Annotated in this window: 20 protein-coding genes; 7 read left to right on the forward strand and 13 right to left on the reverse strand. The window is 51.4% G+C overall.

What is annotated here, in order from left to right:
* Positions 1-203 precede the first annotated feature (203 nt).
* Positions 204-1415, reverse strand: a complete 1212-nt coding sequence (locus RAL91_RS15915) for an N-acetylmuramoyl-L-alanine amidase (RefSeq protein WP_306257240.1) — start codon at positions 1413-1415, stop codon at positions 204-206.
* A gap of 661 nt (positions 1416-2076) precedes the next feature.
* Between RAL91_RS15915 and RAL91_RS15920 the strand changes: the two genes are divergently transcribed.
* Positions 2077-4737: a ribonuclease E/G gene (locus RAL91_RS15920; protein WP_306257241.1), complete on the forward strand. Its 2661-nt coding sequence runs from the start codon at positions 2077-2079 to the stop codon at positions 4735-4737.
* 66 nt (positions 4738-4803) lie between these two features.
* Here the strand turns inward: RAL91_RS15920 and RAL91_RS15925 are convergent, their stop codons facing one another.
* From RAL91_RS15925 to RAL91_RS15940, 4 genes are all read right to left on the reverse strand, one after another.
* Positions 4804-6306 carry an AMP nucleosidase gene (locus tag RAL91_RS15925; protein ID WP_371932426.1) on the reverse strand — a complete coding sequence of 501 codons (1503 nt, stop codon included), beginning with the start codon at positions 6304-6306 and terminating at the stop codon, positions 4804-4806.
* A gap of 43 nt (positions 6307-6349) precedes the next feature.
* Positions 6350-8659 (reverse strand): NADP-dependent malic enzyme, encoded by a 2310-nt coding sequence (locus RAL91_RS15930; protein WP_306257242.1) that lies wholly within the window; start codon positions 8657-8659, stop codon positions 6350-6352.
* A gap of 155 nt (positions 8660-8814) precedes the next feature.
* Positions 8815-10545 (reverse strand): EAL domain-containing protein, encoded by a 1731-nt coding sequence (locus tag RAL91_RS15935; protein WP_306257243.1) that lies wholly within the window; start codon positions 10543-10545, stop codon positions 8815-8817.
* Positions 10546-10698: 153 nt separating this feature from the next.
* On the reverse strand, positions 10699-12294 hold the full coding sequence (locus RAL91_RS15940) for an EAL domain-containing protein (protein ID WP_306257244.1): 1596 nt from the start codon (positions 12292-12294) through the stop codon (positions 10699-10701).
* A gap of 371 nt (positions 12295-12665) precedes the next feature.
* Here RAL91_RS15940 and RAL91_RS15945 point away from each other — a divergent pair, with 371 nt between their 5' ends.
* The 3 genes from RAL91_RS15945 to RAL91_RS15955 all read left to right on the forward strand — a co-directional run bounded on the left by RAL91_RS15945 (position 12666) and on the right by RAL91_RS15955 (position 17305).
* On the forward strand, positions 12666-13805 hold the full coding sequence (locus RAL91_RS15945; protein WP_306257245.1) for a hypothetical protein: 1140 nt from the start codon (positions 12666-12668) through the stop codon (positions 13803-13805).
* Between the two features lie 246 nt (positions 13806-14051).
* Positions 14052-15230 (forward strand): hypothetical protein, encoded by a 1179-nt coding sequence (locus RAL91_RS15950; RefSeq protein ID WP_306257246.1) that lies wholly within the window; start codon positions 14052-14054, stop codon positions 15228-15230.
* Positions 15231-15259: 29 nt separating this feature from the next.
* Positions 15260-17305: a hypothetical protein gene (locus RAL91_RS15955; protein ID WP_306257247.1), complete on the forward strand. Its 2046-nt coding sequence runs from the start codon at positions 15260-15262 to the stop codon at positions 17303-17305.
* 52 nt (positions 17306-17357) lie between these two features.
* Here RAL91_RS15955 and aspS read toward each other — a convergent pair whose 3' ends face one another.
* Positions 17358-19145: an aspartate--tRNA ligase gene (aspS, locus tag RAL91_RS15960; protein ID WP_306257248.1), complete on the reverse strand. Its 1788-nt coding sequence runs from the start codon at positions 19143-19145 to the stop codon at positions 17358-17360.
* A 112-nt stretch (positions 19146-19257) separates the two neighbouring features.
* Positions 19258-20313 (reverse strand): N-acetyl-gamma-glutamyl-phosphate reductase, encoded by a 1056-nt coding sequence (argC, locus tag RAL91_RS15965; RefSeq protein ID WP_306257249.1) that lies wholly within the window; start codon positions 20311-20313, stop codon positions 19258-19260.
* Between the two features lie 214 nt (positions 20314-20527).
* Here argC and RAL91_RS15970 point away from each other — a divergent pair, with 214 nt between their 5' ends.
* The gene (locus tag RAL91_RS15970) at positions 20528-21256 is read left to right on the forward strand and encodes a pirin family protein (protein WP_306257250.1); all 729 of its coding nucleotides are present in this window, start codon (positions 20528-20530) and stop codon (positions 21254-21256) included.
* Positions 21257-21326: 70 nt separating this feature from the next.
* On the opposite strand, the gene rpsI is transcribed toward RAL91_RS15970, so the two are convergent.
* Both rpsI and rplM read right to left on the reverse strand, forming a co-directional pair.
* Positions 21327-21815, reverse strand: a complete 489-nt coding sequence (rpsI, locus tag RAL91_RS15975) for a 30S ribosomal protein S9 (protein ID WP_306257251.1) — start codon at positions 21813-21815, stop codon at positions 21327-21329.
* Between the two features lie 2 nt (positions 21816-21817).
* Positions 21818-22282, reverse strand: coding sequence for a 50S ribosomal protein L13 (gene rplM, locus RAL91_RS15980; RefSeq protein ID WP_306257252.1), 465 nt, complete (start codon positions 22280-22282; stop codon positions 21818-21820).
* Between the two features lie 282 nt (positions 22283-22564).
* Between rplM and RAL91_RS15985 the strand changes: the two genes are divergently transcribed.
* Positions 22565-22834 (forward strand): CRISPR-associated protein Cas2, encoded by a 270-nt coding sequence (locus tag RAL91_RS15985; RefSeq protein WP_306257253.1) that lies wholly within the window; start codon positions 22565-22567, stop codon positions 22832-22834.
* A gap of 152 nt (positions 22835-22986) precedes the next feature.
* Here RAL91_RS15985 and RAL91_RS15990 read toward each other — a convergent pair whose 3' ends face one another.
* A complete protein-coding gene (locus RAL91_RS15990; protein WP_306257254.1) occupies positions 22987-23148 on the reverse strand; it encodes a hypothetical protein in 162 nt (53 codons plus the stop codon).
* Between RAL91_RS15990 and RAL91_RS15995 the strand changes: the two genes are divergently transcribed.
* Positions 23148-23804: a DUF3800 domain-containing protein gene (locus RAL91_RS15995; RefSeq protein WP_306257255.1), complete on the forward strand. Its 657-nt coding sequence runs from the start codon at positions 23148-23150 to the stop codon at positions 23802-23804. The two genes, RAL91_RS15990 and RAL91_RS15995, sit on opposite strands and share 1 nt — an antisense overlap.
* Before the next feature lie 145 nt (positions 23805-23949).
* Here RAL91_RS15995 and RAL91_RS16000 read toward each other — a convergent pair whose 3' ends face one another.
* From RAL91_RS16000 to RAL91_RS16010, 3 genes are all read right to left on the reverse strand, one after another.
* The gene (locus RAL91_RS16000; protein ID WP_306257256.1) at positions 23950-24909 is read right to left on the reverse strand and encodes an IS1595 family transposase; all 960 of its coding nucleotides are present in this window, start codon (positions 24907-24909) and stop codon (positions 23950-23952) included.
* Between the two features lie 69 nt (positions 24910-24978).
* A complete protein-coding gene (locus tag RAL91_RS16005; RefSeq protein ID WP_306257257.1) occupies positions 24979-26391 on the reverse strand; it encodes an L-serine ammonia-lyase in 1413 nt (470 codons plus the stop codon).
* A 119-nt stretch (positions 26392-26510) separates the two neighbouring features.
* On the reverse strand, positions 26511-26960 hold the full coding sequence (locus RAL91_RS16010; RefSeq protein ID WP_306257258.1) for a DNA polymerase III subunit chi: 450 nt from the start codon (positions 26958-26960) through the stop codon (positions 26511-26513).
* Positions 26961-26980: the final 20 nt, after the last annotated feature.

Below are 26980 nucleotides of genomic sequence, written 5' to 3' on the forward strand. Positions count from 1 at the left end.
GGCCAACAAGACGCTTCCTCAAACTAAGCGTTTTGCCATGATTCCTTGAATTGCTTTAACTATACGTCTTTTCAAGTAAATTGGGCAAAAATGGGCTGTTCTAGGCTGTGAAGCCCATTTTTCGGTCAGTGTGACAGATATATTACAAATTTGTCTGTCTCGGGGGAACAGCAACGCACTTGGCGCGCCGGCAACAAAGCGCTTCATCCGGCGTTTTTGGGCATCCGACTAAAAAATATTTCAATCGAAAGTGCAAATCTGGCTGCCACTTTCTTCCGCCATGCCGGTGATTCCAGCAGCTTCTCATCACCTGAATTGGACAGATATCCCAACTCCACCAGAACGGAAGGAACATCGGGTGCCTTCAAAACCCTGAAATCTGCCGATCTGCGTGGGTTTTTGTTCAGTTTCATCTCCGGTTTTATGTCGCCCAACAATCGACGGGCAAATGCGATGGACAGGTTTTTGGTTTCGCGTCTGGCCAGATCTATCAAAATATCCGCAACGTCATCAGGCTTGTCTGTCAGCTCGACGCCGGCAATCGTATCGGATCGGTTTTCCTTGTCCGCCAACGCTTTCGACACCCCATCGGATGCCGTTTCATCCAATGTGTAGACCGTCGCCCCACGGACATAGGCTTGCGTTACCGTATCAGCGTGAAAAGACACCATCAATTGCGCACCATTTGTGCGGGCAAATTCAACGCGCTCGTCAAGAGCCACAAAAGTGTCATCATCGCGGGTCATCAGAATTTCAAAATGACCAAATGCCTTAAGCGCGTCCCGAACATCCTTGGCAAAGTTGAGGACAAGCTCCTTCTCCTTGGCACCGCCCGGGCCGATGGCACCATCATCGATGCCCCCATGCCCGGGATCCAGCACAATGACCATCTTGCCCGGACCCTTCGGGGTCGGAACGGAAGCCAGCGGCGATCTGGTTGGCAAAGTACCAACAGATTTGAGTTTGCCAACGCCTTCAAGGAATTCTTCCCGACTGGCTGGAACAAGATCAAACACGAGGCGTGCCGGTTGCCCTTCAAGCGGCTCCAGCACGAAAGATTCGTCAATATTTACAGGCTCGGTGAGATCAAGCACCATTCGGGATTTGCCTTTGGCGATCAGACCGTATCGAAACGTCCCGACCAGCCCGCGACCATCTCGGCTATTTTCATTGAGATCGGAAAAATCAAGCTCGGGAACATCGATCACAACGCGATAGGGATCGGCAAGAGTAAAGGCTGCAAACTCAACCGCCTTCTCCAAATCAATGACGAATCGCGTGCGGTCAGAATTACCAGCGGCGCGCGCATCGATTGTACGGACAGGTTCAGCACCATCCTCGGCAGCCGCACCATTGGCAAAACAACCCGTCAAAGCCGTGACCACCAGAAGCACAGCGCAAAGTTGCCGCCCCAAAAGCGGTCTCCACGATAGATCTCTGCAGTTCTGTATCATTCAGCCGTCTCAATCCCGCAATTGGTTTGCAATGAGGTCACAAGTCATGGAGTTGTATGTGAAACACCATAAATATGAACGAATTGGGTTAAATTAGTATTTGGATATCAAAAAACCAAGTCATGTCAAAAGACACTGTTTTCTAAAACAGGCGCTTGCTAAAATGCGCCGTCAAACCTATTAAGGTATCAGGGCGCACACATTCAGATGGTGGATGCATACCGGCAAGGCAATCGACCTCAGGTCGAATTTTTGTCGAAACGCAACGCCAATAGGGCGAAACGATTTTCCGGGAAGCGGACATCGTCATCTGCGAAGAGTGAGCCCACTCCTCGCACGGCCAGGTCTGGCTGTGCAAAAACATTTTAAAGGTTTCGTTTCGGGTGAGACTAAATACCGCAGATACGGCTTGCGAAGCAGGATTTAGCAGAATGCATAGCATTTTGCTTGCCATTGCTCAGGTCTTTACCTGGTCGCGCTTCGCGTTGATCGCCGGTCTGCCCTCTCCGAAACGTATTTCACGCATTTCAAGCACAACACCAGGCTTTGCCTCGCCAGCAGTTGGATCGCTTCATTGCGCCCTGCATAGCGTTTGGCATTTGGCCTGCGGAGAAAAACATCAATGGCAAATAAAATGCTTATCGATGCCTCCCAACCGGAAGAAACCCGGGTGGCAGTCGTCAAGGGCAACAAAGTTGAAGAGTTCGACTTTGAAGCTGCAAACCGGGTTCAACTAAGGGGAAATATCTATCTCGCAAAAGTAACAAGGGTAGAGCCGTCACTTCAGGCCGCCTTTGTGGACTATGGCGGCAACCGCCATGGTTTCCTTGCGTTCAGCGAGATACATCCCGACTATTATCAAATTCCGATAGCGGATCGTCAGGCACTCCTGGATGAGGAAGCTGCCGATGAGATTGAGGCCAAGGAAATTGGCGACTCAGATCTTGATGGCGTTTCCGAAGCGCAGGCGGAAGATGGTTCTGATGAAGCTGACGACAACTCAGACGAGCCAACTGGCAAAACTATCGCCGAGGCTGCAGACACGGACGACAGCGTAAGTCAGAAAGTGTCCGCCAATGACGAATTGGACACCGATGCTGGTGAAGCTTCCAGTGATGGCGATGCTGAGGATACGCCGGGAGTTGAAATAGTTGGCGCAGAGGATGCGCTGGAGGAAGTTCCCGAACGCCGCCGTCCTCGCCGCCGCCAATACAAAATTCAGGAAGTCATCAAAAGACGCCAGGTTTTGCTGGTTCAGGTCGTTAAAGAGGAACGTGGCAACAAGGGCGCCGCAATGACAACTTATTTGTCATTGGCCGGTCGCTATTCTGTTTTGATGCCGAACACAGCCCGTGGCGGCGGAATCTCCCGCAAAATCACCAATCCTGCAGATCGTAAACGTCTGAAAACAGTGGCAAATTCTCTGGAAGTCGCCAAGGGAATGGGTGTGATCCTGCGCACGGCTGGTGCAAACCGGACAAAACCGGAAATCAAGCGCGATTTTGAGTATCTTCTGCGCTTGTGGGAAAACGTCCGAACGTTGACGTTGCAATCCAGCGCGCCCTGTCTGGTCTATGAAGAAGGTAGCCTTGTCAAACGCTCTATCCGTGATCTTTACAGCAAGGATATAGACGAAATTCAGGTTGCTGGTGATGCGGGCTATCGTGAAGCCAAAGACTTCATGAAAATGTTGATGCCGAGCCACGCCAAGAACGTCAAACTCTACAAAGCCGAGAAATCCCTGTTTTCAGCTTTCGGAATTGAACCGCAACTGGATGCCATGTTCTCGCCTCAGGTAACCCTGAAATCCGGTGGGTACCTGGTTATCAATCCAACTGAAGCACTTGTGTCCGTTGACGTGAACTCGGGAAAATCCACCCGAGAGCACAACATTGAGGACACCGCAGTCCAGACCAATCTGGAAGCTGCGGAAGAAGTTGCACGTCAATTGCGGCTTCGTGATCTGGCTGGCTTGATTGTGATTGATTTCATCGACATGGATGAACGTCGCAACAACAATGCTGTTGAACGCAAGTTGAAAGACTGCCTCAAATCTGATCGAGCCCGCATTCAGGTAGGGCGCATATCGCCGTTTGGTTTGATGGAAATGTCACGCCAGCGTATTCGGACCGGCGTTCTGGAAAGTACAACCGTTGTCTGTGACCATTGTGAGGGAACTGGTTATGTCCGTTCCCCCGCCTCTATTTCTTTGCAGGTGTTACGCGGTCTGGAAGACCATTTGGCGAAGCACTCCAACAACAATGTTGCGGTAAAAGTGCGCACAGAGGTCGCGCTTTATATTCTCAACCAGAAACGCAGCAACCTTGCAGAACTTGAAATACGGTTTGGTGTGCAGGTGACTGTAGAAGCCGATAACTCCGTCACCATGCAAGGCTTTACCCTTGAAAAAGGCGAGCGTGCAGAAGCACGTGCACGGCCAGTGGACAGAGCGGCGCTTGTGAGCGTGGACAGTATCGAGCCCGTTGAAGAAGACGATGAGCTGGAAGCGGAAATAGTCGCAGAAGAACCCGATCAGGAAGAAGAACCAAAGCGCAAACGACGTCGGCGTCGGCGCAAGCGCGGCGGTAACTCTGATCAGAACGGCCAGCAGGATACATCTGCAAACGCCGATGACGCAGAATCCTCTGACGACACATCCGAAGCAAGTGATGTCAACGAAGACAGCGCTGATGATAGTGAAGACGGTGAAGATGGCGATGGCCAGCCGAGAAAACGTCGGCGTGGCAAACGCGGAGGCCGCCGCAACCGCCGCAAACGTGGTGATACGGAAGAGAACGCAGAAGCTGAGGTGCAATCAGAAGCCGGCGAAGCCAATGGTGCTGAAAAATCCGCAGAGGCTGAAGAATCTGGCGAACCTGCAGATGACGTAGCACAAGAGACGCCAGACGAAGAGGCAGTCAAAGCCGACGAAGTGGTCGAAAAACCAAAGCGCCGGAGAACCCGCAAGCCAAGGGCCAAGAAAGCTGACACAGTTGTCGATGCAGTGCCTGACGCAGCGGTTCCTGCTAACGCTGATTTTGATACCGGTGTTCCTGCTGAAGCCTCACAGGATGAAGCGACACCTGCTGCCGCAGAAGTGGCAAATGGTGCAGCTGAGCCGATTGATGAAAGCCCGGTTGAACCGGAACCAGTCGCTGCATTGGAAATGCCGACAGAGCTGGTCGCGGAAAGCAGTGCTGTACCAGCGGTCGAATTGGCACCTGAGCCACCAGCGCCTGAACCTGCTGCACCGAAACGCAGCGGATGGTGGCGTCGCAAATAATAAAAAACCCCGGCGAATTCGCCGGGGTTTTTGTATCTGCTTCAGCAATTGCAGATCAGGTTCAAATCACTGAAATGCTGTTTCAGCAAAGCTCCTTAGCTTGCGGCTATGAAGTCTTTCTGCCGGCATCTCACGCATTTTCTCAACCGCCCGAATGCCAATTTTTAAATGCTGGGCAACCTGCCGTTTATAAAAATCGCTGGCCATCCCAGGAAGCTTCAACTCACCGTGCAACGGCTTGTCTGAGACGCAAAGCAGCGTTCCATAGGGCACCCGGAATCGGAAGCCATTGGCCGCAATGGTTGCGCTTTCCATATCCAGGGCAATTGCGCGCGACTGGGAAAACCGCTGTACGGGCTCCCTGTGATCCCGCAGTTCCCAATTACGATTGTCAATGGTCGCCACTGTCCCGGTACGCATAACGCTCTTCAGCTCGTAACCGGTCAGACCAGTAACCTCTGCCACAGCCTGCTCCAGTGCCACCTGCACCTCAGCAAGCGGCGGAATTGGAACCCAGGTCGGCAGGTCCGCATCCAGAACGTGATCTTCCCGAACATAGCCATGGGCCAGAACATAATCGCCCAGACGCTGTGAGTTGCGCAATCCCGCGCAGTGTCCCAGCATCAGCCACACTGCAGGTCTCAGCACTGCAATGTGATCAGTAATGGTTTTGGCGTTGGACGGACCGACACCAATATTGACCAGGGTAACGCCACTGTGCCCCTTGCGACACAAATGATATGCTGGCATTTGCGGCAGACGCGAAGGGGCGGTCCCCTCACACGGCGCATCATCGCCCATTTTGGTGATGACGTTACCGGGTTCTACAAAACACTCGTATTCCCCCTCACCGCTTCTCATGATCTCATGGGCAAGGGCGCAAAACTCGTCAATATAGAATTGGTAGTTTGTAAACAGAACAAAGTTCTGGAAATGATTTGAACTGGTGGCCGTGTAATGCGCCAGACGATGCAGTGAATAATCGACCCGTTGCGCTGGAAAAGCCGCAAGCGGCATCGGCTCACCGGGCAGTGTTTCATACTCTCCATTCGCAATAGCATCATCGGTAACTGCCAGATCAGGCACGTCAAAAACTTCACGAAGCTGAACATCAAGCCGCTGAGACAATCCGCCTTCCACATGCATCCCTTCAGGAAAGGCAAAATGCAGAGGGATCGGTGAATCACTTTCGCCGATTTCAATTCCAACGCCATGGCTGCCAATCAGCTTGCCGAATTGCTCAATCAGGTAGCCGCGAAAAAGATCCGGCCGGCTCAGCGTGGTTTGATAGGTGCCAGGGCCGGCAACAAATCCATATGAAGAGCGAGAATCTGGCCGCGTGTAACGCGTTGTAGTCAGCCTGGCAAAAGGGTAGCAGGCCCTCACCCGACCTTGCGGCGTACCTTCCTCCAGCAACTGCCGAAAATGGGTCTGGATGAAGCTGGAATTGCGCTCATAGATTTCCACCAATCGGTCAACTGCCTCGTCAACATCCATCGTTACCATGGTGCTCATCGGCTCTGGCATCAGCAGAACGTCACTCCAGTCCATGTCCGGTCTTTCAATCATATATGCTCCAGATATTGAGGGCGCTCGGCTTCTGGCCCAGGCACTATGCCAGATCGGAATTCGCTTCAACGGCTGCCAGGGCAGATATGTTGACGATACCGCGTGATGTTACCGAAGGTGTGACGATATGGGCTGACTTCGCACAGCCCAGAAGAATGGGGCCGACATGAAGTGCATCTGTCATTGTTTTCAGCAGGTTAAGTGAAATATTTGCAGCATCAAGTGTCGGGAAAACAAGCAGATTGGCGTCCCCCTTCAACGGGCTTCCCGGCATTGCCTTCTCGCGCATTGCAGTAGACAGGGCTGCATCGCCATGCATCTCGCCATCAACCTCAAAATCAACATTCAGGTCCCGTAGAACAGTCAGCGCGTCCCGCATCTTCTTGGCGGTTGCTGTATCCCGTGATCCAAAATTGGAATGGGACAAAAGCGCTGCCTTGGGATCGATACCGAACTGCCGGATATGATGAGCAGCCAAAATAGTCATCTGGGCAATTTCTTCGGGTGATGGATCTTCGGTCACATAGGTGTCTGTCAGAAAGTATCCACCGCTGCCATTGATGAGAAGGCTGAGACTTGAGTAGTCGTGAGCCCCCTTCTTCAAGCCAATGATATTGCGAATATCTCGAACATGTTTGTCATAACGGCCTTCCAGACCACAAATCATTGCATCCACGTCACCACGTTCAAGAGCAAGCGCGGCAATAACGGTGTTATTGGTACGGACAATCGTGCGCGCCGCGTCATTGTTGACACCCTTACGGCCAACCTTGGAGAAAAACAGATCAACATAATCGCGATAGCGCGGATCATCTTCCGGGTTGATGATCTCGCAGTCCTGCCCCGGACGGAACCTCAGACCGAAGCGCTCGGCACGGCTATCCATAACGCTGGGGCGTCCGATCAGGATAGGAATTGCAATCGCATCTTCCACAAGCACCTGTGCCGCCCGAAGAATGCGCTCATCTTCGCCATCAGCAAAGATAATCCGACTCAGATTCTTTTGCGCCTCGGCAAAAATTGGCTTCATCAACAAACCCGATTTGAAAACAAACTGGCTCAGACGATCCTTATACGCCCGCATGTCATCAATCGGCCGCGTTGAAACCCCCGACTCCATGGCCGCTTTTGCGACCGCTGGCGCAATGCGAATAATCAGACGCTGATCAAATGGAGACGGAATCAGATATTGCGGGCCAAATGTGTGTGAGGTGCCGCCATAGGCCTGAGCCACAACTTCGGTTGGCTCTTCGCGTGCCAATGCGGCGATCGCGCGCACGGCCGCGTGTTTCATATCCTCATTTATGGTCGTCGCACCGACATCCAGCGCGCCCCTGAAAATATATGGGAAACACAGAACATTATTGACCTGATTGGAATAGTCGGATCGACCGGTACAGATCATTGCATCGGGGCGTGCTTCCAGAGCATCTTCCGGCATGATTTCCGGATTGGGGTTGGCAAGCGCCATAATCAGCGGTTTGGCCGCCATAAGCTTTACCATTGGCTGCTTCAGAACACGGCCTGCAGACAGCCCAAGAAAGACATCCGCTCCCTCAATCACGTCGTGTAATGTGCGAAGGTCAGTCTTCTGCGCAAAGACGCCTTTCCATTCATCCATCAGGGTCTCACGACCCTCATAGACAACACCTTCAATATCGGTGACCCAAATATTCTGTCTTTGAACGCCAAGCGAAACCAGCATATTGAGGCAAGCCAGAGCCGCCGCTCCTGCACCGGATGCAACCACCTTGATTTCATCGAGTTTCTTGCCCGCAAGCTCCATTCCATTCAGCACAGCGGCGCCGACAATAATGGCCGTGCCATGTTGATCATCGTGAAATACCGGAATGTTCATTTTCTCGCGCAAGGCACGTTCAATCTGAAAACACTCCGGCGCCTTGATATCTTCAAGGTTTATTCCGCCAAAAGTTGGCTCCAGCGCGCGCACCACATTAACGAATTGGTCAACCCCGGTTTCGTCAACTTCAATATCAAACACGTCAATTCCGGCGAACTTCTTGAACAGAACTGCCTTGCCTTCCATCACCGGTTTGGAGGCAAGTGGACCGATGGCTCCAAGGCCCAAAACAGCCGTTCCATTGGAAATGACACCAACGAGATTGCCTCTTGCGGTGTAGTTGTAAGCCAGTGCCGGATCCTGCTCGATAGCCAGACAGGGCGCTGCCACACCGGGCGAATAGGCCAGCGCTAAATCTCTTTGATTGCCGAGTGGTTTAGTAGCCCTTATTTCAAGCTTACCGGGCTTTGGAAATTCATGATAAAACAGAGCATTCTGATCAAAATCATCATTTGCGGATCGCGTATCCTTGGAGGTGTCCCCATCAGCCATTGTGTGTTCCCTATTATGCTCGTGCAATCAGGCAGAAAGTCGTGAACCTGTTATGCACCGAATTGAGGGATCGACAAAACAAATAGGCGCTGAAGCTTCCAAAACCAATGGAAAACCATATCCGCCGGCAGCGCTGTCCGCTAACGCGAACCTGCCTAGGAAACTTTAGCCAGTTGGAGCACTCCCGGCTCCTGTTCAGCCGTCGAATTGCTGGCAGGCCGCAGATCCATCGTCGGTGAAATCCGGGTCGTTTCGAACAAGGCGAATTTGTCTTCCGCAGCTTCGCTTTCCCTGACCAGTTGAATATATTTCTCAGGTGGCAGCGGCGGCGAGAAGAAATAGCCCTGTGCCGCTGAAATGCCGAGTTTGCGCAAGGAGTTCACCTGTTCCTGATTCTCGACACCTTCGGCGATAATTCCCATATCCAAACTCTTGGCCAATTCAACGATGATATCGATGATTGTCATGGTCGTGACGTCTTCACCAAAACTATCGACAAACATTTTGTCGATCTTGATCACATCAAGCCCGAGTTTCTGCAGATAGGAGAACCCGCCATGGCCAGTGCCGGCGTCATCCAACGCCACACTTGCACCCAATTCCTGAATTCCCGAAATCACCATTCTGGCCATCTCAAAATCCTGAACCGGATGACGTTCTGTCAGTTCGAAGACCAATTGCTGGAAAGACGTATGGCTTTTGCCAAACGCGTCCTGAATTTCATCGACAACCACCATGTCCTCAAAATGTTTGCCAGTCAGGTTGATGCCAATTTTCAGATGTCCAAAATCTTTTGAAAGCTGATCCAGCTCAGAAGCAACCCGTGAAAGCAGATTACGCGTAACTTCCATGATCACGCCCGTCGTTTCTGCATAAGCAATGAAGGACGCAGGTTGAATCAGTCGGCCATCCCTGGTCCTGAAACGCAGTAAAACTTCACACCCCAAAATGCTGCCATTACCCATATCGACAACAGGTTGGTAATAGGCAAGAAACTCACCGTCATCGAAAACTGTGGCTTGATCGGAGACTGATCGTCCCGAACGCCAGCCAATGATCAACAACAGTGCGAGAATGACGGCTCCAGCTGACATGCCCACAGACAGCACACCATTTCCAAGTCGATCATAAAGCACCAACAGTGCTTCCGCATCAGCTGACACGGACATCACAATGGGAAATTTTTCAGATTGCGCTGAATGGCTGAGGCGTTCTGGCAAATCACGCAGGTCGAACGCCTGTCGCGTGATCGACCCCACGCGGGTTTTGCGCATATTGGCAAATTGGACAAAAATCCATCGATCGCCACTCGCCAACATTGCATCGTAGGAAAGATATGGCCTGATGGGAGCTGAACTGATGGAGGCAGGTAAGATTGTGGGGGCAAATCGGACGACAAACCGTTGATTCAATCCCTTGTTGATGATCAGCACCAGGGGCCTGCGCTCAAGTTGAACATCTTCCAGAACAGCAAGCGTGAAAGCGGGGGTATCAAGGTCCCATGCGTGCAGAAAGCCTTCGACTGGGCGACTTGGCCGCAACGCTGAGCACTGCATGGTGCCATCAGATGAAATGAAACCGATGTCCTGAACATGATCCAGAGAGCCAACAAGAAAGCGACTGACACCAAAGAAACCAGGGGTACAGCCATCCATTTTTTCAAGGCCTGATTGCTCGACCTTGGTTATGACTTCGGTGATTTTCTGGTCAAATGTAGAGACAAGCATTTCGCTGATCGCCACCAGTTCGCGGTTCAGGTTTACTTGAGCTTTTTCCTGCAGACTTGCACTCGTTCGAGCATAGATAAACAGCGCGATTGCAGCAAAAATAGCCACAGCCGCGAGACTGATAAACAGCCGCTGTCTAATGCGCTTAAAGAATCTCAATTCGCCCAATCCGATGCTTGTTCCGAGCAATCTAACAGAATGCTCGTAAACGGATGCTTACTGGAAAGTGAGAATTACCTTTCGGACCTCAGCAAAGCGGCCTGCGCCATCAGACAATAGTAGCACAAGGGTCTGGTCACTGGGGTCTGGGCCCTAGCTAGTGGCAGGATGGTGTTTACTGACAAGTTTCAGGTACTGGGGAACCTGACGGCGCTGATTACCGTCCTTGCCGTTTGACCCAGACTTCGACAGTGCATCTTCCATAAACGCCACAAAAGCTTTAGGTGGCAACGGTTTTGAGTAGAAATAGCCTTGTGCCATATGAACACCGAGTTCTTTCAAATTGGCGACCTGATCCAGACGTTCAATGCCTTCGGCAACGACCAGAATATTCATTTCCTTGGCAAGCTTTATAAGCGCGTCCACGATGGTTCTGGAAAATCCTGAATCTGACACGCCATCAATAAACAGCTTATCGATCTTGATGATATCCACACCCAGTTCCATCAGATATTTCAATCCATTATGGCCAGTACCGACATCATCCAACGCAACCTGGGAGCCAAGCGATTGAATCTTTGCAATAACTTTCTTGGCCATTTTAGATGATTCCACCGGCAGACGCTCCGTTAACTCGAAGGTCAGTTGCTCGAACCTAATTTGGGACGGCCCAAAGACCCGTTCAATTTCTGCAACAGTTTCAGGCCGGTTCAGATGATCACTGAACAGATTGATGCCGACTTTCAGTGATGGATTGCGACCATAAAGCTCTTCCAAATCTGCGCGAATGCGTTTCATCAGAAGCACTGTCATTTCAATGGCAAGGCCCGATCCCTCGGCATCCTGGATAAAGGCATTTGGCTCAATCAAAGTTCCATCAGGCTTTCGCAGCCTGATCAAGGCCTCGCAGCCGATAAATTCTCCGGTGCTGATGTTTACTATTGGCTGATAACTGGCCACAAATTGTCGGTTTCTGAGAGCTAACTCGACCGAATTGAGTGAGGCTGGCCGCGCAAAGCTCATGTAACAAAGCCCGGTACATAGCGCAGTGCCAAATACCACAGCGCCAAAAACGGAAACCCAGAAAGGGCTGTCAGTCAATGGTTCTGACAATCGGTCATTGGACACAAAGACCTTCAATTCGAACGGATAACTGGTAAGCGGCCCCTCCAGAACCGTGAAATCATCGAGTTGCCGCGCGGTCGGTTCGGAAAGAGCCGAATGTGGGTAGCGCCCAACATCGGTGCCATCCACCAGCGACAAAAACACAAACCCATCCTGCAAAAGGGTTTTATGGCTGCGCGCGGCAACCAGAGAATTGGAAAGTACGAGCGCAGACAAGATTCGGTTCTCACTCAATGCGCGTGAAATCAGGATAGCTTCGATCTGTTCCGATTCGATTTGCACGGCTTCGACCTTGTGAATGCCGTCTGCAAGATCTTGCGATTGGGCTCGCCTGCGAATGGATTGCTGACTGCCGGACGTATTGCAGATGACTTCATTATCCCCGTCTGCAACCATCAGGTCTTTGACATAGACACTTGTATAGGCGAGCCGACGCATGATCTCTCTGGACAGGCCATCGCACGTACCAAATGCCGGGAATGCATAGGTGTCCAAAGCAGTGAAGGCGTCATCCATTACAATTTCGACCTGGGCATTCAAATCGAACCGCAGGCGTTCCATGATCTGATTGATTTCACGATCACGGGCGGTTTGGTGCAGCAAAAAAACAAGAAAAACGGGCACTGCAACACACATCGCAGCGAAGCCAACGAACAGAACTAATCGCTTTCCTTGAAGCAACAACGTCAATCCTTCGGAAATAATTTCCCGATTTTATCACGGGAAAGTTGAGTCTTGTAGGTTTATAGTTGCTAAAACTTTAGGTGAAATTGTGGTGCTTGGGCCACGCTGCCACACTTCGGCCACCGCAGTTGCTTGTTATTCTCCAAAAGACGCATTATTGGAAACCAACCGTTTGCGGGCCTGGCCCCAAACAGCGGTCACAGAAATGTGAGCATTAAACACGAACGAAACAGAGCCCAATCAACACGCTTGCGCTAAGTTGCTTTCGGTTTCGCATTACCGTTTTCGTAGCTCTATTGGTGAGGAATTTTATGAACTCTTTCAGACATGCCGTGCTCAGCGCGGCTTTAACTGCGGGCGTATTTCACGCTGGATCAGCCTTTGCTGCACCAGATCCCGTTGCTGTGGCAGACCGTTTGGTTGAGATGATCGCCGTCTCCGGATCGCAGGCATCTTATGAAAGCGCGGTTTACAACCCCGCTAATGACGTGGTCACGGTGCTGAATTTCAAAATCAGTGACGGTGACGGCACCGGTACTTTCGCCACTGTGTCCGTCAAGGGATATGACGAAGATAATACAGACGGCTTCGGTGCGGATGACATTACCGCAACTGGATTTGAGTTGGTCGATGATGATGCGCAGGTTTTCATTAGCAGCATGACAGTCACAGGCCTGTCGATCCCGTCCCTGGACGTCGACCCTGAAGATCCCAAATCATGGGAAAACGTGAAATATTCCTCCGCGGAATTCGCCAATATCAATGCCATCCCAAAAGGGTCAGTTCCCATCACCGTGGCATCGGTGAAAAGCACTGCGATTTACACCGGCGACGATGGAATCAGCGGCAAAGGCACACTGACAATTGATGATCTGTCGGTACCGGCGAGCTTCATGGAAAATGAAGCCAAAACCTTTATGGATGCCTCCGGATATGAAAGCCTCATTCTCGATGTTTCAATCGATGCGGCTTACGATGCCGCTGGCCAGACGCTTGATCTGAATAAAATGACATTTGACGCACAGGATATGGGCGTCATCAATTTTTCTGCCAATCTGGGCGGCATGGTCGATGAATTGCTGCGGGACCCCGAACAGATACAGGGACTGATGGCAACGGCCACATTGCGAAGCGCTAGTCTGAGTTTTGCAAACAACTCAATTTTTGAAAAAGGTCTGGACTTCGCAGCAAAGATGACCGGCCAGGACGCAAGCCAGCTCAAAGCTCAGGCACCCTTTGTGCTTGGATTTGCTTTGGCCCAAATCAATAATGAAGCCTTCACAAAAATGGTGACAGAGGCAGTGACCAAATTTCTGGACAGTCCAAATTCCCTGTCTGTAACAATTGCTCCGGAAAATCCGGTTCCAGTGGCTCAGATTGCCGGGGCTGCCATGAGTTCCCCTCAGGTCGTTCCGGATTTGCTGAGCGTTACGGTCGAGGCTAATCAATAAGAATACGCCAAACTGATGCTGAAAGGCCGCAATTTGTATTGCGGCCTTTTTTTCGCCAAAGCCTGAGTGCGGTCTGTTGAGTTGAACCATTTGATGATTCCACATACAAAAATAGTCCTAAGGCACTTTGCCAAAAGCAGTTAATACGACATATCGAGTCTGTTTGGACTCAGAGCATGCAACAATCCAATATCGCCAGATGACCGGAGAATCGGCCATTGGCAGAGGCAGTTAGAAAGAAGCTTCATGATCAATTTGTTCCGCACGGCATTTGCCCCCCTCTCTGTTCTGGCAATAGGGGTTCTGGCAACCGGTTTGATGCTGCCAGCAGGTCCACTCTTCGCACAATCCGATATTGCGGAAACTGTTGGGCAGACACTGGTTAAAACCATGTCAAAAGTCAGCGGGGACACGTTTGCCTACGAAACAGCACGCTTTGAAGAAGCCGACAATGTTGTTGTTTTGGAAAAAGTCACGCTGATCCGTGACAAGGCAAAACGCCCCAGTATCATCATTGATGAAACACGCATTGTTGCACCTGAAATGCTGGATGACGGCGGTTTCAAGGCTGACGAGGTCACGACAAAGGGTGTTTTGTTGCAATCCCGTACTGTCGAAGGAACGGTCGAATCCGCAAGCGCATTCAATGTAACAGTTCAGCCTGCAGAGCAAATTGTTGAAGGCGCAGTCAGCCAGTGGTTTCGCTATGAGACATCATCCATGAATGATATCCGGCTGGGCGGCGATGCCGACAACCGGCTTGTGACAATCGCGTCAATCGACACTGTTGCCGACATTAACGGGGACAACATCCCCGTTAATGGTGAAGTCGAGCTGGAAGACATTTCAATTCAGATCGCAAAATTTCCAGATTCGCGGATCAAGCAGGACATCGTTGGACTTGGCTATCAGGAGCTGAATCTGTCGCTTTCGGCAAAAGGCTCCTATCTCCCTGAAAGCGAAATTCTGACGGTGGAACGTTTTCAGCTTACCGGAGATGATACAGCTGCCTTGTCGCTCACGGCTGCCATCGGCGGCATTCCGCAAAGCTTTATGGCCTCCCCGCTGGATCCAAGAGCCATTATCGCGACCGCCAGCATCGGTCGTCTCGATCTGAATATAGACGACAATTCGCTGGCCAATCGTGTGCTGTCAGCCCAGGCTGAGAAAATGGGCGTTGAGCCAGATGCGCTTGCAGCTCAATTGTCAGGAGCCCTGCCGTTCTTTCTGGCAGTATTGGACAATGAAGCGTTTCAAAAACAGGTCGCAGATGCAGTGTCCACGTTTTTGAATGATCCGCAGACGTTCAGCATCCTCATGGCTCCTGAAAAACCAACGCCATTTATTCAGGTTTTTGCCGCGCTGACATCGGCACCCGGCACGGTTGTTGATCTGCTTGGCCTGTCAATCAGTGCCAATGAATAGCGCGCACACCAGATAAGGAAACGGGTCGGATGATCGTTTTGAGAATCGTCCTTGTTGTTGTCGCTGCTACACTTGCAGCGGGCACTTTGCCGCTTCGTGCGCAAAATCTGGATGATCTGACCTCACAGTCACTCGACAGTATATTCTCGCGGACAATCAATAACTCCCTGCAAAGCTGGGTTCGGGAGATTACCCGCTTTGGCGGCGCGAATGGCAGTGTTGGCAGCATTTCAACACGACCCGGCGATAGTGCTTTATTGGTGAATGGCCTGTTGCTGGAAGTACCCGGCCTCGATCTGAGGGTTAAAATAGGTAAAGTCATTCTGGAAAGTCCACGTCTGCGCGGTGGTGAGTTTGTCGCGCAAGCGGACAAGATCACCCTCTACGACGTCTCCTTCAGGCAAGGCCAGCTTGAATTTGCCACTGACTTGATGGTGCTTGATCAAACAGCACTGCCCCGTCTGGACATTGCACGCCTTGGTGCAGCGGACGGAGGAACTGATAAATTCGAACGTCAGCGCCAATTTTTGACACAACTGCTTGGCGTTCAGGCAGACTTGATCAGCATCCCTCGGCTGGCGGTCCGCACCTACTCTTCAAAGAAAGAGACAGAGTTGCTTGGCGAGAGCATTTATCGGCAAAATGTAATTTCTGATGTCAAAGAGCGCCAGATCGGGACTTGGGAAATTGCCGATACATTGTCATTGAGCCCGCCTTTGGAACCGATCGTCCGGGAAAGCTTCAAGGACGCCGTTTTTACCGGCTTGAACATCAACGCATTCACATCACTGCTCGATCCCAGGCTCGATTGGACGTCCAAAAGTGTGATCCTGGGAGGGCTCACTGTACGCGACTACGTGGTTTCAATTGGCGGTCTGACCTTAACCATCGATGCCATGCGCCTAGCCGGTCTGACGCTGGAAGCATTGGATGAGAGCACCAGGGAAAACCTGATCACCGTTGCAAAAAGCCCAAACGGTATTGATGCAGTGCCGAATGCCGATGTCCCGCAATTCCTGCTGAGTTTGGCGTCTGCATTTGATGTGGAGGAACTGGAGTTGGAACGGCTCAGCACCGAAGCACTGGGTATTGACTACTTCACAATTGGATCAATGGGGATGTCACAGGCATCTCTGGGTGGGTTTGCCGAGATTGATCTTCAGGAACTGCGCACCAGCCTGACTGATCTTGGAGCGCTGCAAATCAATCGCGCAACGGTTAAAAACGCAGACTTCCCTGACAAAGATATTTTGCGGGCAAAACTGGATGGTGAGGCCGTTTCTACGGCCGCATTGATACCGACATTCACATCGGTTTTTCTGGATGGATTTGAAGCAAATGTTCCTGAAATGGCATTGAACGCTGGAATTCAGTCACTGGATCTAAAAACAAAAAACAATGCCGACGGCACCCCCAACGGCCTGGCAATGACCCTGGAAAAACTGCGGATTCCAACAGCGCTCATCCCGGAAGGCAAAGGTCTGATCACGCGATTGACCAGCATCCTGCGCACAATGGACACTGAGACACTGGAACTTAATCAGTCTTTGTCACTGCAGTATGATTCTTCACAGCAAGCGTTGACGCTGGAAGAGCTGGACATCGACATTCAGGACCTTGGCCGGCTTCAAATTGTCGCCCGGATTGAAGATGTCGCGACATCGCCCTTCACAAGCCCGACACAGGCCAGCACCAGCATTCGCGGCGGCAAACTCATCGGTTCGCAGATTACATTCAGCAATTCTGGCGTCGTTGAAGCGGGATTTGATGCCCAGGCGGCAAAGCTGAACACCAAAGGTGACGTGCTCCGTGGCCAAGTGGGTGCGACCCTGCCGTTCCTGGTCGCAGTTTTGCAAAATCAGAGATTCCAGAAGGAACTTGTTACAGCGTTGCAGGCTTTCCTGCCAAATCCTGATAGCTTGATTGTCGAGCTGAAACCTGAAGCAGGCGTTGCCATAGCAGACATTGAGCGCCAGCTACGCGGTGATCCGCGCAAACTGCTGTCGCTGCTGGGTATCACCATTCAAAACATGCCCGACAGCCCACAAGAAGGCTCTGAGCCACTTCCGAACTAGAGCATTTGCCAACGGTAGCGAACCGTTGGAAAATTCAATAAACTTGGAAAAATCAGGACTTTGCAGACGGGATAACCCGCAGATGCAAATCCTGTAACTGGCTGGCAGTCGCAGGGGCCGGAGCGCCCATCAACAAGTCCTGTGCCTGTTGGTTCATCGGGAACAAAGTGACTTCCCGCAGGTTTTTAGCCCCTACCAGCAGCATCACAATACGGTCGACACCAGCCGCCATGCCGCCATGGGGAGGTGCGCCAAATTTAAAGGCGCGATAGAGACCGCCAAACTGCTCCTCAAGCACGTCTTCCGCATAGCCGGCCATGGCAAATGCCTTTGTCATGACTTCAATATCATGGTTCCGGATCGCACCGGAGGCAATTTCAAACCCGTTGCACACCATGTCATATTGATAGGCATTGATTGTGAGCGGATCCTGATTTTCCAAAGCCTCGACACCACCAATAGGCATTGAGAATGGATTGTGAGAAAAATCGACCTTCTTGTTTTCTTCATCCCACTCATACATGGGGAAATCGACAATCCAGCAAAGTGCAAACCGGTCTTCATCGATCAGGCCAAGTTCGCTACCGACGCGGGTACGAGCAGCGCCAGCGAAGGGCGCAAATTTTGATGGAACACCAGCCACAAAGAACACAGAATCGCCATCACCAAGGCCAAGCTGGTTGCGCAAAGCTGTCGTGCGCTCAGGACCAATATTCTTGGCCAAAGGTCCGGCACCAACAATCTCTTCGCCTTCCATACGGAAGAAGATATAGCCAAGTCCGGGCTGGCCTTCACCCTGCGCCCAGCTGTTCATGCGATCGCAGAACGCGCGGCTGCCGCCGGTTTTCGCTGGAATAGCCCAGACCTCAACCTTCGGATCGCGCTCAATCATGCCGGCAAAAATCTTGAAGCCGGACCCTGCAAAATGCTCGGTAACGGCTTCCATTTCAATCGGGTTGCGCAGATCAGGCTTGTCACTGCCATATTTGCGCAGAGATTCAGCATATGGAATGCGGGAAAATTCCTGGGTCACAGGCTTTCCTTCCGCGAAAGCTTCGAAAACGCCGCGGATAATCGGTTCCATGGTTGTGAGCACGTCTTCCTGTGTCACAAAACTCATTTCCAGATCGAGCTGATAAAACTCACCGGGCAAACGGTCCGCACGCGGGTCTTCGTCGCGGAAACATGGCGCAATCTGAAAATAGCGGTCAAAGCCGGAGATCATCAACAATTGCTTGAATTGCTGTGGTGCCTGAGGAAGCGCATAAAACGTTCCGTCATGCAGACGCGAGGGCACCAGAAAGTCCCGTGCTCCTTCAGGAGATGAAGCTGTGAGAATAGGCGTCTGAAATTCATTGAAGCCTTCTTCTGTCATCCGCGAGCGCATATCGGCGATAATTTTCGTTCGCGTCATGATGTTCTTATGCAGTGTCTCCCGGCGCAGATCGAGGAACCTGTTACGCAGACGCGTGTCTTCGGGATAATCCAGTTCACCAAACACAGGTACCGGCAGATCTTCAGCAGAACCCAGGATTTCCATATCCGCGCAAAACACTTCAATCTCGCCAGTATCAAGATTTGTGTTGATGGTGTCCCCATCACGTGCCTTCACCGCGCCGTCGATACGAATGCAATATTCAGAGCGCAGACTTTCAGCCATTGAAAACGCGGAAGAATCCGGATCAACAACGATTTGGGTCAATCCATAATGATCCCGCAAATCTATGAACAGCAAGCCACCATGGTCCCGCACACGGTGAACCCAGCCAGACAGCCGAACAGTCTGGTCAGCGTCAGACAAACGAAGAGCGCCACAAGTGTGGGTGCGATAACGGTGCATTTTATGTCCTGAAATTCTGTGCGGCCCTAAGGCCGGTGATAATGGGTCAAACTCTGCCGGAAAAACACATGAGACACGGCTAAAGTCAAGTGATTGTGCTGCTCAAAATACGCTATGGGAAAAGGGCAACCTGCTCCAGCCCTGTTGCTTCCGGCAGGCCAAACATCAAATTGAAGTTCTGCAGCGCCTGGCCCGCAGAGCCTTTAATCAGATTATCCAGCGCCGAAATGACGATGGCACGGCCTTGTATCCGGTCAGGAAACACAGCAATCAGAACATTGTTCGAGCCGCGCACATGCTGCGTTGCAGGCATTTCACCCTGTTTCAGCACATGCACAAAACTCTGATTGGCGTAGAACGCGGCCAGCGCCTCGCGTAAATCATCAGCCGTCTTGCCCTCGGCGCACCGCACATAATGCGTACACAGCTCGCCCCGCGACATGGGGATGAGATGTGGTGTGAAATTGACGATGACATCAGAGCCAAAAACCTTGCTGACCTCTTGCTCAATTTCCGGCGCATGCCGATGCGTACCAACAGCGTAGGGTGACATCCCCTCACCTGCTTCGCAGAACAATGTGTTTTGCTTCAAACCACGCCCGGCACCGGAGACACCGGATTTTGCATCAATGATGATCTCATTGGCATCAATCAGGCCTGCACCGGCCAAAGGTAACATGGCCGTCAAAACAGCAGTTGGATAACAACCGGGGCACGCCACAAGACGGGCTTTGGCAATATCATCCCGATAATGTTCTGTCAGGCCGTAAACAGCTTCACTCTGCAATTCAGGCGCCTGGTGCTTGATGCCATACCATTGCTGATACGTGTCCGCATCGCGCAACCGGAAATCGGCAGACATATCAATGAATTTCACATGCGGATGCGTCTTCAAGACCGTATTGGTGATCTGCTGGGTCGTGCCATGTGGCAGCCCGCAAAACACCGCGTCAACCTTTGCCCAATTTGCCTCTTCAACAGTCACCAATGCAGGCAGATTAAGCCCACGCAAATGCGGAAACACCTCTTCAATTGGCTTTCCCGCATGAGAGTTCGCTGTCAGGACGGTTACATCAACATTGGGATGTCGGACAGCAAGGCGCACCAAATCCGCACCGGTATAACCGGAGGCACCCAACACACCCACTCTGATTTTTCTGTCCGACATGGTTTTCTTCCAGGTTTTTGTAATCAATTTTCGCTGCAGATACGCTCTATAGCCACAAAACGCAAATCAGCGTTCTCACCATCAGCGCGCTTATGATCTGAACAACTCCTTTGTTCACCAATTAGAAACAGTCTTATTTCATTGGAAACCATTATAACCAAATCTCCACTCCCCAAATAAGGTGCAACACCAATTCCAAAAACGGAGTGAAATAATGCTGACAGCAACCAACAAACCAATCACCATTCGCCGCGCCGCCAACAGAGGCATCGCCGATCACGGCTGGCTTAAAAGCGCGCACAGTTTTTCGTTTGCAGGCTACAATGATCCCGACAATGTCCATTATGAGTCACTGCGCGTCATCAATGATGATCGTGTAGCGGCCGATGGTGGCTTTCCAACTCATCCCCATAAGAACTTTGAAATCTTTTCTTATGTTCTGGAAGGCGCTCTGGAGCACAAGGACACGCTCGGCAATGGCTCAGTGGTGCATGCCGGTGGCGTACAATATATGAGCACCGGAAGTGGTGTGTCGCACAGCGAGTTCAATCCATCAGCAGATGATGCGGTTCATTTCCTGCAGGTTTGGCTGATACCGGACACGCAAAATGTCACACCGCGCTACGAGGCATTGGATGCTGCGGATTTGGACAAGCGTGGCAAACTCGCGCTCATTCTGTCACCAGATGGTGCTGATGGCTCAATCCGCGTGCAGCAGGATGCGCTGGTCTATGCTGCCAATCTGGATGGCGATGAGCAGATTGAATATGCTGCACAAACGGGACGCAAATTGTGGCTGCAAATGGCTGCGGGGTCGCTGACCCTGAATGGCGAAGTGTTGCACGAAGGCGATGGAGCCGCCCTTGATGGCGGTTCGATTAGTCTGGAAGCGGGCCAAAATGCAAACTTCCTGCTGTTCGATCTGGCCCCGCTGCAGCCATAAGGCACATGGGAATACGACAAACAAAAAGGGCGGCCCAAGGCCGCCCTTTTCAAATTCAGAAAATCCGAACTTAACGTTTGGAGAACTGGAAAGACTTACGGGCTTTCGCCTTACCGTATTTCTTACGCTCAACCACACGACTATCGCGGGTCAGGAAGCCGCCCTGTTTCAGATTACCGCGCAAGGCAGGCTCGAAATAGGTCAGAGCCTTGGAAATACCGTGACGTACGGCACCAGCCTGACCGGACAGACCACCACCAGCAACTGTCGCGTTAATATCATACTGTGTGTCACGATCAGCAGCGACAAGCGGCTGACGCACAACAAGTTGCAGCACAGCGCGGGCAAAATAGCCGTCAAAAGGCTTGCCATTCACAGTGATGCGACCGGCACCAGGGCTGAGCCAGACACGAGCAACCGCATCCTTCCGTTTACCGGTGGCGTAAGCACGGCCATGTTCATCGAGTTTCTGCACATGTACAGGAGCGGCTTCAACAGCTTCGCTCTCCGCGTCCATAACATTGCCCAGATCTTCAAGAGTTTGCAATTCTTCAGCCATGATCAGGAGGCCTTCTTGTTCTTGGAGTTCATTGCCGCAACATCCAGTGTCGCAGGCTGCTGTGCTTCATGGGGATGCTCAGATCCGCCATAAACTTTCAAATTGCGCAATTGCTGACGGCCAAGTGGGCCGCGTGGCAACATGCGCTGAACAGCTTTCATGACGACACGTTCAGGAAAACGGCTTTCGATCAGCTCACGTGCTGTGCGCTGTTTGATACCGCCGGGATAACCTGTGTGCCAGTAATAAACTTTGTCTTCGTACTTCTTGCCGGTCAGTGCCACTTTGGCAGCATTCACGACAATAACATGGTCACCACAATCCATATGCGGAGTGTAAGTGACTTTATGTTTGCCGCGCAGACGCGTTGCTACAATTGCAGCAAGGCGACCAACAACAAGGTCTTCAGCGTCGATCAAAATCCAATTCTTTTCGATCTCGCTGGCTTTTGCAGAATATGTTTTCATGTGTTCAGCTCAAATCCGATGGAGACGTAACCCGGCATCAAAGCCTCAGGCTACAAAATCATAAAGCGGCCCAAACCGTGAGCCGCCATTCAATGAGCGGGATTTAGCCGAGCTGACCGCACGGGTCAAGATCACATGTTGAGATTTCGCGCTAAAAAGATGTTATTTCGCAGATATTTGCATAACCGGTATTATTCTACCACATCAACAAGGGGGTTATTATACTTGACAAACCACACTCAATAAGTGTGTTATCTCTCCCTACTATCGGGAGGACTGATCATGACGACATACGTATTCACATATGACCTCATAAAACAAAAAGACTACCCTAAGCTTTGGGATGAATTGAAACGCCTTGAAGCACATAGAGCGCTGAACTCTTTTTGGCTGATCGACGTCGACAGTACCGCGAAAGAGCTTGGCGAGCACTTGAGGGGGTTTGTAGACGATGATGATAGGACTTGGGTTTCAGAGTTAACAAATAAACGCTCATATCTTGCGAAAAATGGTACCAATGACTGGCTTAGCAGCAATCCATCCGATCGCTAGGCGGTGGAGGCGCGCCCTTTCGAACCCCATCCACTTGGAATGTCACCCTAAAAACTTTGGCTATGAAGTCGAGAATTTCTAGTCTCATCTATTTCTCCATGAAAAAGCCCGCTCAAATGGCGGGCTTGGTGTCTAGTCTCTGACGGCGGAAACTACTCGGGTTCGTCGTCTTTCGGTTTTTGCTTCGCCAGCTTTTTCAACGTTTCGTCGAACCGCTTTTCGTCGTTGTCGGTTTCGAGTTCGCGGGCAGCTTCACGGAACTTGTCGGCTTGTGATAGACTGTCATGGTTTGAGTCGTTAGAGTTTTCATCCATTGACAAATACCTTTCTATACGCCGACGAAGCTGGCTGTTTTACCTTCAAAAAGAAATCAGGGGCAAGCACCTATTTCATCCTTTGTTCAATCGTGACAGAAGATACCGACCAGTTCGCTCCCATACTGAATATTCGGCGCAATTTGCAAATTAATGGAGACCCAGGCAGAACAAAACTTCACGCTACGTCTGACGCGCAAATAATCAGGGATGAAGTCTTCGACCTGCTCAAACGCTGCACCTTCCAAGCCGATTTCACCATCTTAGAAAAATCCAAGGCGCAACCTCAAACTAGAGATTCTGACGCCACCTTTTATCGATATGCTTGGTACTACCACTTCAAGCACGTCGGTCCAAAAAGGTGCGCTAAATCCGACAAAACCCTGATAACAGCAGCGTCACTTGGCACCAAAAAAACCAAAGCATCCTTTAAGTCCGCCGTTAACAATGCCGTACAGCAGTCCCTTCCAAGAAACAAATGGGAAGTTGCCTTTCCTCAGTCATCTGAAGAACCCCTGTTATGGGTCGCCGACTATGCTGCATGGGCCGTTCAAAGAAAATGGGAACGCGGCGATGATCGTTCTTATTTACTGATAAAAGACAAGATCGCCACCGAGTATGAACTCTGGAAAAATGGCACAACCGCTTATTATTAAAATGGAAGGCCCGCACGATCCGCTATCCCGTCAAGGAGGCGCTCAGGAGCGTTTTTGCGGAGAAAGGGCCTTCCATTAAAGTTTGGCATATTCGCTCTCGACTATCAACAAAAAATACCGAAGCCGATTTTAGCGATGCTTTTCGTCAGCTCTGGTACGCAGGCCCTTCATAGGTCAGCCGCCTGCCAACAATAGACAACAATGCCCGCTTTGCGCGCTCTTTATCATCACAACCCAACTTTTCACGGTTGGAATAACGGAAGTCATACTCAGCCATGTAGCGATGCAAATGCTTCTCGCTGCAATGCTGATATACGCCTTTCATGCCACGTTTAAAGATGCTGAAAAAGCCCTCAACCGTGTTTGTCGTGATCTCGCCGCGACCGTATTCGCCTCTGGAATGGACCACAAAGGCGTGCATATATTCGCGGTCCAGCTCGCGGTAAATGCTGCTATCGTCCGTTATGACACGGGCTTCCTTATCAAGATTTTCGCGCAGGATCGGAAGCACGTTTGCCTTCGTCGCTCTATCAATAACAAAACTGCGCGCAGTGCCCTTGCGGTCTATCAGTGTCAAAACAGGAACCTTCCACCAGACGCCGCCACGCTTGTCGAGTTTTGCTCCACGGTGGGCGTCACGTTTACCAGTGAAAGTTTCGTCAATTTCAACAATGCCACCAGCACCGCCCAAGGGAGTGAAATCATCGTTGCGCATGGCCTCACGAATACGATGGGACAGGAACCAAGCGGATTTAAGCGTGATTTCCAGTGTGCGGTGAAGCTGGTTAGAAAATATGCCTTTCTTGCTGCTGCACATCAGGTGAATGGCCTGCAACCACTTGTGAAGCGGAATCGCGCTTTCTTCAAAGATCGTGCCCTTGCGGACGGTGAACTGCTTGCGACAGTCGCCACACTTTTTCAGGCCGAAGCGCTCAATGCCGTCTGGGTTTTTCTTGCTTGGCTTTGTGCGAACGCCTTCAAGCTTGTAGATCCGCTCTACACATCCACAGTGAGGGCATACAGGGCCATCAGGCCATAGAATGCTTTCCACATGTTCAAATGCGGCTTTTTCATCGTAGAAATGTGCTTTTGCGAGAACGGACATTAGATTCAACCTTATCGTGTTGAAACTTATATACGAATCTCAGTTGGGTTTGTCAAGTATAATAACCCCTCAACAAGCGACCAGATTGACTGCCAGCCCGCCTTTTGATGTTTCCTTATATTCATCCATCATATCGCGCCCGGTCTGGCGCATGGTTTCTATGCATGTATCCAGCGGTACAAAATGGTCACCACTGCCCCGCAGTGCAAGACTGGCTGCAGTCACGGCTTTCACAGCACCAAGGGCATTGCGTTCAATGCACGGCACCTGAACAAGGCCAGCAACAGGATCGCAAGTCATACCCAAATGATGTTCCAGAGCGATCTCGGCGGCATTTTCCACCTGCTTGTTGCTGCCGCCCAAAACCGCACAAAGTCCAGCGGCTGCCATGGCCGATGCGGACCCGACTTCGCCCTGGCATCCCACTTCCGCTCCAGAGATTGACGCGTTATATTTGATGATGCCGCCAATGGCCCCGGCAACCAGCAAGAAGGTCTTGACCCCTTCTTCCGTGGCTCCGATGCAATGGTCCAGATAATAGCGAATGACGGCTGGAACAACGCCGGCAGCGCCATTGGTTGGCGCAGTCACAACTTTACCACCAGCAGCATTTTCCTCATTCACGGCCATGGCGTAAACGCCTAGCCAATCCATAACCTTGTGGGGATGAAAGGAATTGCTGCCGGTTTCGGCTATCAGCTGGTCATGAATTTCCCGCGCTCTGCGCTTGACCTTCAGGCCACCAGGCAATTGCCCCTCTCCCGCAAGCCCACGATCCATACAGTCCGACATGGCCGTCCAGACCTCGATAAGCCCGCGATCCAGAACCTGCGGACTGGTGTGTGCGACCTCGTTTTCGCGCTTCATGTCCGCAATCGACAAACCGCTTGCCACGCCCATGGAAAGCATTTCATTGGCCGAACGAAATGGGTATGGCACCGGCTCAACATCATCTGCTGATGTGTTGCCATCCTTTTCGCGCGCATCTGCTTCCAATTCCGCTTCGCTCATAACGAACCCGCCGCCGACCGAAAAATAGGTGCGCTTCAGTAATTGCAGCCCATTGGCGTCAAAACCGTTGAAAATCATGCCATTGGCATGCTGCGGCAGCGCGGGCCCATAATCAAAAACCAAATCGGATTCTGGATCAAAAGAAAAGGTGCCAAACCCTTGTGGTGACACCTTTTTTGTGGACTCAATATCCGAAAGCGCAGCTTTCGCCTGCTCAGGATCCAGTGTCTTTGGCTCAAAGCCTGCCAGCCCTAATAAAATAGCGCGGTCACTGGCGTGTCCCTTACCCGTAAAACTGAGAGATCCATGCAAGCTTACGCTGATATGGCTGACCTGGGCATTGGCCGGTCGTGGCCAATCACCGTCCCGGATTTCGGTCAAAAACCGACGTGCCGCAACCATTGGCCCCATCGTATGAGATGAGGATGGCCCGACGCCAATTTTAAACAGATCAAAAACGCTCAAAAACATGTGTCAGAACCGCACCCTTGAACAACACCTTGAAAACGATACCACGTCAATTTTGTAACGTCGCGCCAAATCAGTCCAGCCGGAAACCGGATGGCCCCTGATAGTAAACGCATCGCGTCTTAAGCCTTTTTCTGCCAGCGGCCAGCTTCATTCTGCTGCCAGTAAGTCAACTCATGCTCGGTGTCCTTGAGCGCCTTCCAGTGCTGTCTAGCGCTTTGGACTGATAATTCATCCAACCCGTCGAACAACAAAACCAGCCGCTCATAATTCAGGTCTTCCGGCAAAGCAGCATCATGAATCAGAAACCGGATATGCGCTCCATTCGGATTGGTATCACCACCCGTGAGAAGGATCGGCTGTTCGCCCGCAAACTCGTTCCCGTCAAGGCCATGTGGCAGAAAACTCTCTTCCCGATATGTCCAAAGCAAAGTGTCAAGCTCTTCAAGCTGCTCGGGAGCACCGCTTTCAATGACAACCCGCCAGTTGCGCGCCAAAGAGCGCTCCAGCAACCCGGGCAGAACCTCCTCCAATGGCTGGGCCTGCAAATGATAGAACAGAACCTCCGCCACTAGCGCGCACCTCGTTTGTA

This window comes from Pararhizobium sp. IMCC21322 (assembly GCF_030758295.1).
In the GTDB taxonomy this organism is placed as follows: Bacteria; Pseudomonadota; Alphaproteobacteria; order Rhizobiales.

What these genes read in the sequence shown, in the direction of transcription:
- RAL91_RS16005 (WP_306257257.1), bottom strand. Translation starts at nt 26,391, where the DNA reads ATGTTTTTGAGCGTTTTTGATCTGTTTAAAATTGGCGTCGGGCCATCC.
- RAL91_RS15930 (WP_306257242.1), bottom strand. Translation starts at nt 8,659, where the DNA reads ATGGCTGATGGGGACACCTCCAAGGATACGCGATCCGCAAATGATGAT.
- RAL91_RS15950 (WP_306257246.1), top strand. Translation starts at nt 14,052, where the DNA reads ATGATCAATTTGTTCCGCACGGCATTTGCCCCCCTCTCTGTTCTGGCA.
- RAL91_RS15955 (WP_306257247.1), top strand. Translation starts at nt 15,260, where the DNA reads ATGATCGTTTTGAGAATCGTCCTTGTTGTTGTCGCTGCTACACTTGCA.
- RAL91_RS15920 (WP_306257241.1), top strand. Translation starts at nt 2,077, where the DNA reads ATGGCAAATAAAATGCTTATCGATGCCTCCCAACCGGAAGAAACCCGG.
- RAL91_RS16000 (WP_306257256.1), bottom strand. Translation starts at nt 24,909, where the DNA reads ATGTCCGTTCTCGCAAAAGCACATTTCTACGATGAAAAAGCCGCATTT.
- RAL91_RS15985 (WP_306257253.1), top strand. Translation starts at nt 22,565, where the DNA reads ATGACGACATACGTATTCACATATGACCTCATAAAACAAAAAGACTAC.
- aspS (WP_306257248.1), bottom strand. Translation starts at nt 19,145, where the DNA reads ATGCACCGTTATCGCACCCACACTTGTGGCGCTCTTCGTTTGTCTGAC.
- RAL91_RS15970 (WP_306257250.1), top strand. Translation starts at nt 20,528, where the DNA reads ATGCTGACAGCAACCAACAAACCAATCACCATTCGCCGCGCCGCCAAC.
- rplM (WP_306257252.1), bottom strand. Translation starts at nt 22,282, where the DNA reads ATGAAAACATATTCTGCAAAAGCCAGCGAGATCGAAAAGAATTGGATT.
- argC (WP_306257249.1), bottom strand. Translation starts at nt 20,313, where the DNA reads ATGTCGGACAGAAAAATCAGAGTGGGTGTGTTGGGTGCCTCCGGTTAT.
- RAL91_RS15990 (WP_306257254.1), bottom strand. Translation starts at nt 23,148, where the DNA reads ATGGATGAAAACTCTAACGACTCAAACCATGACAGTCTATCACAAGCC.
- rpsI (WP_306257251.1), bottom strand. Translation starts at nt 21,815, where the DNA reads ATGGCTGAAGAATTGCAAACTCTTGAAGATCTGGGCAATGTTATGGAC.
- RAL91_RS15925 (WP_371932426.1), bottom strand. Translation starts at nt 6,306, where the DNA reads ATGATTGAAAGACCGGACATGGACTGGAGTGACGTTCTGCTGATGCCA.
- RAL91_RS15945 (WP_306257245.1), top strand. Translation starts at nt 12,666, where the DNA reads ATGAACTCTTTCAGACATGCCGTGCTCAGCGCGGCTTTAACTGCGGGC.